We start from the raw sequence: 10,499 nt of genomic DNA, 5'->3' as shown, positions 1-10,499 counted from the left end.
AGGTTCCCCCAAATCTCCGCTTGCTTGGAGTGCACTCGAAGTCAATAGCGTTGAAGACGTCGACGAGGTGTGCGGATCCGCGACCTGCGAGAGGTGAATCGGCATGACCGTGATGGAGAGCGCCCCGGTGAAGGCGCGGAAGAACTGCGCGGGGAGGGTCGGCCACCCCCGGCCCACCGGACAGGACCGATACTCGATCAGTGAGGTCGTCGCCCACACCGGGCTGACGGCGCACACCCTGCGCTGGTACGAGCGGATCGGGCTGATGCCGCATGTGGACCGTACGCACACCGGCCAGCGCCGCTTCACCAACCGCGACCTGGACTGGCTCGACCTCGTCGGCAAGCTGCGGCTGACCGGGATGCCGGTCGCGGACATGGTCCGCTACGCCGAGCTGGTGCGGGAGGGCGAGCACACCTTCCCCGAGCGTGAGGAACTGCTGACCACGCACCGCGAGAACGTGCGGGAGCGGATCGCCGAGCTCCAGAGCACGCTCGAAGTCCTCGACTTCAAGATCGATGTCTACGCTGACGCCCGGAGGGCGTCGGAGAGGTTTGACCCCGTATGAGCGACAGCACCAACGAGACCATCGCGACCGTCGGCCTGGGGACCGGCGGACCCGAGGTCGGCGTCCAGGGCCTGGGCTGCATGGGCATGAGCTGGGCCTACGGACCGACCCACGACGAGGCGGAGGCGCGGGCCACGCTGGAGCGGGCCCTGGAGCTGGGCGTCACGCTCTTCGACACCGCCGATGTCTACGGCTTCGGGCGGAACGAGGAGTTCATCTCCCCCTTCGTCCGGGCCAACCGGGACCGGATCACCCTGGCCACCAAGTTCGCCATCGAGCGCGACGAGAGCGACCCGTTCGGCCGCCAGCGGATACGCAACGACCGCCCGTACATCCGCCAGGCCGTCGAGGGCAGCCTGCGCCGCCTCGGGGTGGACCATATCGACCTGTACTACATGCACCGGCGCAACCCCGAGGTGCCGCTGGAGGAGAGCGTCGGCGCCATGGCCGAGCTGGTGGCCGAGGGGAAGGTCAAGCACCTCGGCCTGAGCGAGGTCACGGCGAACGAGCTGCGCGCGGCGCACGCGGTGCACCCCATCGCGGCGGTGCAGTCGGAGTGGTCGCTGTTCAGCCGCGACATCGAGGAGAGCGTGGTGGCGGCCGCCCGCGAGCTGGGCGTCGCCCTCGTGCCGTACTCGCCGCTCGGCCGCGGCTTCCTCACCGGCTCCTTCGTCCAGGCCGAGCAGGAGCTGGGCGAGGACGACTTCCGCCGCCTTCAGCCCCGCTTCACCGGCGACAACGCGGCCGCCAACGCCGCGCTGCTGGAACCGCTCCGGAAGATCGCCGAGGCGCGCGGGGCCACCCTCGCCCAGATCGCGCTGGCCTGGGTGCAGCAGCAGGCCCAGGTGCACGGGCTCGCCGTGGTGCCGATCCCCGGCACCCGCACCCGCGCCCGGATCGAGCAGAACACCGGCGCGACCCGGATCGAGCTGAGCGCGGACGAACTAGCCGCGCTGGAGCCGATCGCGGGCCAGGTGGCGGGCGCCCGCTACGCCGACATGAGCGCGACGAGCGCGGGCCGCGAATAGCCTGCGGCGCCGGGCCCCGAATAGCCTGCGGCGCCGGGCCGCGGTGGGGGAAGCGGCCGGTGCGCGGTGCCGTCGGGTGCCGGGCGCGACCGGTCGGACGCGCCGGGCGGGCGGCCGGGGCGGGGTCGCCGTGTTGATGGCGGGCGTCGGGCCGTAGCGCGGGGCGCCAGGGCCCGGCGGGTGACCGACGGCACCCGGCACCACCAGATGCCGGGCCGGGCAGCGGTCAGACGAGGCCCTGGCGGCAGTCCGGCCCCGTGCCCGGGCCGCCGCCGTCCTCCCCCGCGCACCGCACCTCGTCGAAGTCCCCCAGCGCGATCCGCGAGAAGTTGCGCAGCGAATCCGTCCCCGGCGCGAAGTAGCCGGTGTGCCCGTGGGCGCTCTCGGAGGAGACCACCCGGGCGCCGAAGGACGGATCGGTCGGGTCGTCGCCGTGACCCAGGCCCAGGAAGTCATAGCCGGTCACCCGGCGGATCCAGTCGGTGCGGTCGCGCGCCGCCCAGACCCGGGCCCCGGTGCGCAGGGCCTCGGCGCTGTCCGCGCGCATCCCCGGGCTGCCCAGCACCACCAGGTCGGAGACGCGGGCCCGGTCCATCGCGGAGGCGGCGAGACCGCAGACCACCGAGCCGTAGCTGTGGCAGAAGACGGCGGGCGGGGCGTCGGCGGTGGCCGCGGTGGTCACGGCGAGCCCGGCCAGAAAACGGTCCAGGCGGGGCGCGCCCGCCTTGGCCAGCCGACTGGTGGCGGCGTCCGGGCCCAGCCCGACCGGGGTCGTGTAGCCGACCCAGGCGATGACGGCGGTCGGCGTCGCGGGCGCGTCCTGGGCCATCCGCGCCCGCAGCGACCGGGCCATCCCGGCCGGGGCGCCGTACGGGTCGCCCGTGCGGTCGAAGTCGTCCAGGTCGATGTCCGAGCCGGGCACGATCACGGCCGTGCGGCGGGCCGTCGCCAAGTCCCCGTACACCTCCGCCACCTGGCCGCGCCCGCGCGGATCGAAGGCGAGGATCTGGCGGCCGGGCCGGAGCAGCGCCGCGTAACGCTCGGCGAGCGGGCTCTTCGGGTCGGCCTTCCGCTCCTTGTGCCAGGCGGCCCGGATCGCCCGGGTGTTGGCCTCGTACCGCAGGCTCAGCGGTGCCCCGTCCAGATTGCCCACCACCTCGGGGTGCCGGATGACCAGCGCCTTCCGCTGGACCTCGGTGAGCCGGTCGAAGAACCGGGCGATCCCGGCGGGCGAGACGGTGGCCGGATCGGGCAGCTCGCGTCCGGCCCCGCCCAGCGAATGGTCCGCCAGCCATGCGCCGGTCCCCGGCGGCGGCCCGGTGATGGCCTGCTCCTCGTGGGCCACGGTCCAGCCGGCCGTCCCCGCCATGACGGTGATGGTGAGCGCCGCGGTGATCAGGCGTCGTGCGTAGTGCCTGGTGCGTAGCGTCTGGGACATGGCGGCGGCTTTCCCTCTTCCGTCAGTGGTTCCGGCGGTGGTTCCGTGAGTGGTTCCGTCGGTGGTTCCGTCGGTGGCGGAGGGAAAGGTAGAGAGGTGTCGGGTGGCGGTACGTCACCCCCCGGTGCCAAGTGGGATGTCATACCCCAGTAGGGGGTGGCCGCCCGGCCGTGGTCACTGACCGCCCGGTGTCACCAGGCCCGACTCATAGGCGAAGATCACCGCCTGGGCGCGGTCACGCAGCCCCAGCTTGGCCAGCACCCGGCCGATGTGGGTCTTCACCGTCTGCTCCGCGAGCACCAGCGACTCGGCGATCTCCTGGTTGGACAGGCCCCGCGCGATCAGCTCCAGCACCTCGGTCTCACGCGGCGTCAGCCCGCTGCGCCGCAGGGCCAGGCCGTCGCGGCGCGGGGCGGGGCGCTGGCGGGCGAAGTCGGCGATCAGCCGGCGGGTGACGGACGGGGCGAGCAGCGCCTCGCCCGCCGCCACCACCCGGACCGCGGAGATCAGATCGGCCGGCGGGGCGTCCTTCAGCAGAAAGCCGCTTGCCCCGGCGCGCAGCGCCTCGTAGACGTAGTCGTCCACGTCGAAGGTGGTGAGCATCAGGACCTTGGGCCGGTGGGTGACCCCGCGCGGCGGGTCCAGCAGCCGGCGGGCCGCCTCGAGCCCGTCCATCTCGGGCATCCGCACGTCCATCAGCACCACATCGGGGTGGCTGCGGCGGCTGACCTCCACGCCCTCCCGCCCGTCCGGCGCCTCGCCGACGACGTCGATATCGCTCTGCGCGGCGAGCAGGGCGGCGAACCCCGCCCGCACCATCGCCTGGTCGTCGACGATGATCACCTTGATGGTCATGACGCGTCCGTCTCTTCGAGGTCTACCAGGGGGAGGCGGGCCGCGACGCGGAAGCCGCCGTCGGGCAGCGGGCCGGTGTCGAGCATGCCGCCGACGAGCCGTACGCGCTCGACCATGCCGACGAGGCCGTGGCCGGTGCCGCTGGTCTCCAGGGGCTTGGTGGGCGCGCTGTGGGCCGGGCCGTTGACCACCAGCAGGGTCAGCGCCGAGCCGTCCTCGGCCGAGATGGCCACCCGGGTGGCGGCGCCCGGCGCGTGGCGCACCACATTGGCCAGCGCCTCCTGCACGATGCGGTATGCGGACAGCCCCACCGCCTGCGGCAGCGGTTCGAGCTCGGCCACGTCGTCCGCGATGGTCAGCGTGGTCGGTATCCCGGCCCGTACGGTCGCCTCGACCAGCTGGGGCACCTGCCGCAGCCCCGGCTGCGGTGCCCGCTCCCCGCGGGTCTCCTCGCTGCGCAACACGCCCAGCAGCCGCCGCATTTCGGCGAGCGACTCGCGGGCGGTGGCGGCGATGGTGGAGAACTCCCGCTCCGCCTCGGACGGCAGCCCGCCGATCCGGTACGGGGCGCTGTCCGCCTGCACGGTGATCACCGACATGTGGTGGGCGACCACATCGTGCAGCTCACGGGCGATCCGGGTGCGCTCCTCCAGCAGGGTGCGATGGGCCCGTTCGGCCTCGCTGATCGTCTCCTGCTCGGCAAGCCGCCGCTGGGCGTCCCCGCGCTCGCGCAGCGCCCCGGCGACGAGCAGCACCACGCCGCTGAGCACGAACAGCACCACATTGCTGCCGTTGCTCTTGTCCGGGAAGGCCATGCCGAGCGCCAGTCCGGCGGTGCCGGTGACCAGCCACACCGCCACCAGGGTGCGGCGCGGTTCGCGCAGCGCGAGGGCGAGCAGCAGGAAGAGGTAGCCGATGATGGCGCCCGGCAGCCAGGGCCACACCCGGTTCTCCAGGTGGTCCGCGGTGCCGAGCACCACCAGGGCGGAGACCAGATCGGAGAGGAAGACGATCCACCACGCCTGCAGGGGGCGGGTGACGGACAGCAGCAGCGGGCTGCCCTGGACGATGCCGAGCAGCGTGGCGACGCCGCCGCCCACCCCGTAGTCATGGGAGAGCATCTGGGCGGTGGTGGGGACCAGGATCGTGGTGAGGATCATCGCCACGCCGTACGGCACCCTGCGCAGCCAGCTCCTGGGCGACTGGGCGAACAGCGGTGTCGCCGGATAGCTGGGGGTCACCAGGGCCCGGGCGAGACCGCCCGCCTGCCGCCGGGCGGCCTTGGGCAGGCTCTCGTGCGCGGTGGAGGATGCGGCGGTCGATGAGGCGCCGGCGGCCTCGCCGGCCGGTGCGGAGGAGGAACCGGACACTTACAGCTCCGCCAGCAGCTCGGCCTTCTTAGCGCTGAATTCGTCGTCGGTCAGCAGCCCGGCCGTGTGCAGCTCGCCCAGGTGACGGATGCGCTCGGCGATGTCGGCGGGGTCGCGGCGCGGGGCGGCGGCCCGGTTCGGGGCGTGGGCGCCCTCGGCGCACGGCACGGGGGAGGAGGCCCGTATGGCCTCCAGGACGGCCGCGGCGAACGGCAGCGACTGGTGGACGAGGCCGTAGCCCATCCCGAAGACGACGGCCGCCGGGTCCCGGTCGGGGCGGGCGGCGGGCTGGTCCTCGGCGGAGCGCCGCAGCAGCCGCAGATAGCCGTGGCCACCGCCCTTGGGGGCGACCTTGCCGGTGCCGTTCCTGGCCGTGCCGTCCTTGGCCGAACCCCCTTCGGCGGCACCGGCCTTGGCGGAGCCCTCCTTGGGTGCGGTGCCCCCCGAGCCCCGGCTCTCCGGCGAACGCCACTCCACACCGGTGAGTTCGTCGATCCGGAAGCGCTGGTCCCCGACCTTCCACTTCTCCGAGGAGGCGCCGGTCCAGAACCAGCGGAAGGAGATGGCCTTGCCGTCGAACGACGCCTTGCCGTCGTACGCCTTGAAGGACAGCGGCGCCGGGGGCACGGTCACCAGATGTGCCTCGGCCGCGGTGTCCGCCTCGGGGCCGAGGGACTCGCGTATCCGCTCGGCGTAGTAGTCGGCGAGGGTCTCCCGCTCGGCAGGCAGCACCAGGCGGTACGGGTCGTACGCCTCCTTGAGCTGGCCGTCGGCGGCGTCCATCAATGGGTCGGCGCCCGGTCTGGGCACGGCGCGCAGCACCACCGTTCCGCGTTTGCCCACAGCGAGCTCCACCCCGGACAGCGCCTCGAAGGGGATGCGGCGTTCGCCGAGCGCCTGGAGCAGCTTCGGCGTGCGGATTCCCCGTTCGAAGCGGATGAGCATGGAGTCGGTGTCGAACTCCCAGACGGTCTGAAAACCGGCCAGCACATCACCCATGCGGCTCATCGTATGCGGCGGTGGCCCGCCCGTCCCCCTTTGAGACTACGCGCGTCACTAGAGTTTCCGGTGTTTATGCCGGGCGTCAGCGTAGCCCCGCGGTGCAGTCGTCGCCGTCGCCGCAGCTCACGGACTGGACAGCACCGATTCCCACTCGCGCGAAGTTGTCCAGGCTGGTCGTGCCCGGTTCGAAATATCCGGCGTGTCCATCCGCGCCGTCCGCGGCCAGCACCCGGGCGCCGAAGCCGGAGGAGACCGGGTCCGCGCCGTGGCCGAGCCCGCCGAACTCCAGATGCGGAATGTCCTCGATCCAGTCGCCGGAGTCGCGCATCGCCCACACCCGGGCGCTGGTGCCCAGATCGGAGACATGGCCGGCGCGCATCCCGGGGCTGCCGGCCACCGCGATATCGGTGACCTTGGGCGGCAGATCGCGGGCGGCGACCCCGCACACCACCGAGCCGTAGCTGTGGCACATCAGCGAGACCCGGGAGAGCGAGGGCAGCGCGTTGACCAGCGCACGCAGCCGCACCGCGCCCTGGGCGGCCAGCTTCCCGGTGGCCGCGTCCATGCCGATCCCGGCCGGGGTGGTGTAGTCGGCCCAGGCGATGACGGCGGTCTTGGTGTCCGGGGCGTCGGCCCGCTCGTTGTCGTAGAGCGCGCGGGCCATTCCCACCGTGGCGGTGTACGGGCGCTCGGTCTTCTGGAACGTCAGGATGTCGGTGTCCACGCCCGGCACCACGATCGAGACCCGGTTGGCGTGGGCGAGGTCGCCGAAGACCTCGGCGGCCCGGCCGGCGCCCGAGGGGTCGAAGGAGAGGATCTGCCGCCCGGCGCCCAGCAGGTCCTCGTAGCGGTGCATCCGGCGTGTCGCGTCCGAGCGGCCCATCGGGGTGAGCCGGGGGTCGTGCATCCGCTTGCGCTCATCGGCGCGCGCCTTGAACAGGGCGACGCGGTTGGCGCGGTAGCGCAGAGCCACCGGCGCGCCGTTGAGATTGCCCACGGCCAGCGGATAGCGCCGCACCACCCGGTCCGTCTGGGCCTTGGTGAGCGAGTCGAACCAGCGGCCGAGGATGCGCGGTGAGCCGTACGGGTCGGGCAGCGCGCGGCCGCCGAGCGATCCGTGGCGCCAGGCGTCCATTGACACGGAGAGCGCGTCCTGGGCTCCCCTGTGGCTCCGTATGGCCGTCCAGCCGGTGGTGGCGAGGAGGACGAAGACCACCGCGAGCGCGAGCAGGGCGCGCCAGGCGGTGGAACCGGGGGAGGGGGAGCCGAGCTCCGAGAAGGAAGTCACCGCGGGACACCCTAGGAGAAGCGCGGCGCCGCGTGCCAAATCCCGTGATTCATATCACGTTTGAAGGCGGGAATGCTTGGGAGCTATGCCGGAATTGATGCTATTTATCCCATTTCTCGGCGAGGGTGGGACCCACGTAATCAAGATGGAACGCGGTGAGGTCTCGCAATGTGACGACGCTGTCCTCCTCGCCCTCGGTCCACAGCTTCCCGGCCACCCGGATCACCCCGCCGAACATCGCGACCACCAGCCGCGGCCGCGGATCGGCGTCGATGTCCAGCCCCTCGCGGCGGGCGATCTCGCGCGCCAGCCGCTCCTCCATCTCCGCGGTGCGGCGCAGATGGACCGCGAGCAGGCTCGGCGTGGACTCGATCAACCGGTACATCCGCATATGGAGCTCGGGCGGCACCAGCTGCTCGATGGCCTCCCCGATGTTCCCCCAGGCGTCGAGGACCGCGCCGCGCAGCGCGGCCAGCGGCGCCTCGCCCACGGGGCGTCCGCACAGGGCGGCGAAGAAGTGGCACTCGGCCGACTCCTGGCTCGCGAAGGCGACCTCCTCCTTGTTGGCGAAGTACCGGAAGAAGGTGCGCTGGGAGACCTCGACCGCCTCGGCGATCTCGTCGACCGTCGTCCGCTCGTATCCCTGACGGGTGAACAACTCCAGTGCGGAGCGCACCAGGGCGCTTCGCGTCCGCTGCTTCTTGCGCTCGCGCAGCCCGGCCGGTGGCGGCGTCGTCGTGCCCGCCACTGCCTCGTCCGTCGTCACCTATCGGCTCACTTTCTACCGGTGTGGGGCCGCGTTGCGGCTGCTCAGGATACCTGTGACAAAAACGTCAGTTACCGGCGGATGAATCGGTTTGTCAATTGTCAGACGCTGACATTAGCCTCCGGTCATGACCTCTTCGACCACCGTCGCCGATTCGGCGTCGGAACCTCCCATAGCCGATGCCCCGAAGGGGCTTCGGGGTCATCCATGGCTGACGCTCCTCACCGTCGCCCTCGGCGTGACGATGGTCGCCCTCGACGGCACGATCGTCGCCATCGCCAACCCGGCCATCCAGAAGGACCTCGGCGCCTCGCTCGCCGATGTGCAGTGGATCACCAATGGCTATCTGCTGGCCCTCGCCGTCGCGCTGATCACGGCCGGCAAACTGGGTGACCGCTTCGGCCACCGGCAGACCTTCCTCATCGGCGTCGTCGGCTTCGCCCTCTCCTCGGCCGCCATCGGCTTCTCCGGCGAGGTGTCGCTCGTCGTGGCGTTCCGGGTGCTGCAGGGTCTGTGCGGCGCGCTGCTGATGCCCGCGGCGCTCGGGCTGCTGCGCGCCACCTTCCCCGCCGAGAAGCTCAACATGGCCATCGGCATCTGGGGTGCGGTGATCGGCGCATCCACCGCCGCCGGGCCCATCGTCGGCGGACTGCTCGTCGAGCACGTCAACTGGCAGTCGGTCTTCTTCATCAACGCGCCCGTCGGCGTGCTGGCCGTGGTCCTCGGGCTGCTGCTCCTGGTGGACCACCGCGCCGAGAAGGCGCCGCGGTCCTTCGACATCCCCGGCATCGTGCTGCTGTCCGGTGCGATGTTCTGCCTGATCTGGGCGCTGATCAACGCCGCCGACTGGCACTGGGGCGACCAGCGCACGCTGCTCTTCCTGGGCCTGTCGGCGGTCTGCTTCGCCGTCTTCGTCTTCTGGGAGAACCGGACGGCGGAGCCGCTGCTGCCGCTCAGCATGTTCCGCTCGGTGCCGCTGAGCGCGGGCACCGTGCTGATGGTGCTGATGGCCTTCGGCTTCATGGGCGGGCTGTTCTTCGTCACCTTCTATCTCCAGAACGTGCACGGGATGAGCCCCGTCGACAGCGGGCTGCGGCTGCTGCCGCTCACCGCGATGATGATCGTCGCCTCGCCGCTGGCCGGTGCGCTGATCACCAAGTTCGGGCCGCGGACGCCGCTGGTGATCGCCATGGCGATCACCGCCGTGGCGATGTTCGGCATGTCCCGGCTGGACGTGAACAGCGGCGGCCTCGAGATGGCCGTGTGGTTCGCCCTGCTGGGCCTCGGCCTCGGCCCGGTCATGGTCGGCGCCACCGAGGTCATCGTCGGCAACGCCCCGATCCAGCACGCCGGTGTCGCCGGCGGTCTCCAGCAGGCCGCGATGCAGGTCGGCGGCAGCCTCGGTACGGCCGTCCTGGGCGCGGTCATGGCGGGCCGGGTGGACAGCGCGCTGCCGGAGAAGTGGGCGGACGCCGGGCTGCCGCCGATGCCCGAGGGGGCGGAGTCCAAGGCGTCGGACGCCGTCGAGGTCGGTATCGCCCCCGTTCCCAAGGGCACTCCGCCGGAGGTCGCGGGCAAGATCACGGCCGTCGCGCATGACACCTTCGTGTCAGGGATGGGCCTCGCCTTCACCGTGGCCGCCGTCGTCTCGGCGGTCGCGGCCCTGGTCGCGGCCTTCACCAAGCGTGGTGAGAACGCGGACGCGTCCGGGGGCGCCGTCCACATCTGACCCCTCTCGGTCAACCCCCTATCAGGGTGGACCTTGATCGACCCCATGGTGGCGAACGGGAGCCGGCGGACAGGCTGGCTCCCGTTCTGTTCTTTCCACACGGGGAGCGAAAGCGTTATGCGCAAGATCATTACGGCCGCCGTCTCGGCCCTGGCCCTCACCGCCACCCTCGCCCCGGCCGCGGCGGCGGCCCGGCCCGCCGCCCCACCGCGGCTGGGGAACTGCGCCGCCGGTCAGCTGTGCCTGTGGCGGAGCGGCGGCTTCACGGGGGCGCGCCAGACCCATGAACTGGCCGACGTGGACATCGAAAGCTGTGTCCCCCTGCCGTCCGGCACCACCGCCGCGTCCCTGGCGAACCGTACGGGCCGCCCGGTGACGGCCTATCAGAGCCGCGAATGCGCCGAAACGGCCGAGTTCCACACCTACCCCACCGGAACGTGGGCCCCCGAAACCCC

10 protein-coding genes are annotated in these 10,499 nt (G+C 72.0%); 4 read left to right on the top strand and 6 right to left on the bottom strand.

Features of this window, described 5'->3' with window-relative positions; all coding sequences use genetic code 11:
• Positions 1 to 103: 103 nt before the first annotated feature.
• Positions 104 to 568 carry a MerR family transcriptional regulator gene (locus GWI24_RS32555; RefSeq protein ID WP_210949657.1) on the top strand — a complete coding sequence of 155 codons (465 nt, stop codon included), beginning with the start codon at positions 104 to 106 and terminating at the stop codon, positions 566 to 568.
• Entirely contained in the window at positions 565 to 1,596 is a 1,032-nt protein-coding gene (locus GWI24_RS32550) for an aldo/keto reductase (protein WP_210949656.1), read from the top strand. The genes GWI24_RS32555 and GWI24_RS32550 overlap by 4 nt, the downstream gene beginning before the upstream one ends.
• Positions 1,597 to 1,822: 226 nt before the next feature.
• On the opposite strand, the gene GWI24_RS32545 is transcribed toward GWI24_RS32550, so the two are convergent.
• The 6 genes from GWI24_RS32545 to GWI24_RS32520 form a co-directional block, all read right to left on the bottom strand.
• Positions 1,823 to 3,034 carry an alpha/beta hydrolase gene (locus GWI24_RS32545; RefSeq protein WP_210949655.1) on the bottom strand — a complete coding sequence of 404 codons (1,212 nt, stop codon included), beginning with the start codon at positions 3,032 to 3,034 and terminating at the stop codon, positions 1,823 to 1,825.
• A gap of 174 nt (positions 3,035 to 3,208) precedes the next feature.
• Positions 3,209 to 3,889, bottom strand: a complete 681-nt coding sequence (locus GWI24_RS32540; RefSeq protein ID WP_210949654.1) for a response regulator transcription factor — start codon at positions 3,887 to 3,889, stop codon at positions 3,209 to 3,211.
• Entirely contained in the window at positions 3,886 to 5,259 is a 1,374-nt protein-coding gene (locus tag GWI24_RS32535) for a sensor histidine kinase (RefSeq protein WP_210949653.1), read from the bottom strand. Before GWI24_RS32535 ends, GWI24_RS32540 begins: the two co-directional genes overlap by 4 nt.
• A complete protein-coding gene (locus tag GWI24_RS32530) occupies positions 5,260 to 6,258 on the bottom strand; it encodes a DUF4429 domain-containing protein (RefSeq protein WP_210949652.1) in 999 nt (332 codons plus the stop codon).
• 85 nt (positions 6,259 to 6,343) lie between these two features.
• Positions 6,344 to 7,549, bottom strand: coding sequence for an alpha/beta hydrolase (locus GWI24_RS32525; RefSeq protein ID WP_210949651.1), 1,206 nt, complete (start codon positions 7,547 to 7,549; stop codon positions 6,344 to 6,346).
• 100 nt (positions 7,550 to 7,649) lie between these two features.
• Positions 7,650 to 8,315, bottom strand: coding sequence for a TetR family transcriptional regulator (locus GWI24_RS32520; protein ID WP_210949650.1), 666 nt, complete (start codon positions 8,313 to 8,315; stop codon positions 7,650 to 7,652).
• A 127-nt stretch (positions 8,316 to 8,442) separates the two neighbouring features.
• On the opposite strand from GWI24_RS32520, the gene GWI24_RS32515 reads away from it, so the two are divergent.
• Complete coding sequence (locus GWI24_RS32515; RefSeq protein WP_210949649.1) at positions 8,443 to 10,044, top strand: MFS transporter; 1,602 nt, start codon at positions 8,443 to 8,445, stop codon at positions 10,042 to 10,044.
• A gap of 117 nt (positions 10,045 to 10,161) precedes the next feature.
• Positions 10,162 to 10,499 (top strand): peptidase inhibitor family I36 protein (locus GWI24_RS32510; protein WP_210949648.1); only part of this gene is annotated, 338 nt, incomplete at its 3' end.

This window comes from Streptomyces sp. MK37H, from assembly GCF_018035285.1.
Classification (GTDB): Bacteria; Actinomycetota; Actinomycetes; order Streptomycetales; family Streptomycetaceae; genus Streptomyces; species Streptomyces endocoffeicus.
Note: the sequence above shows the minus strand (reverse complement) of the source record. Positions and strands in the feature narration are given on the sequence as shown.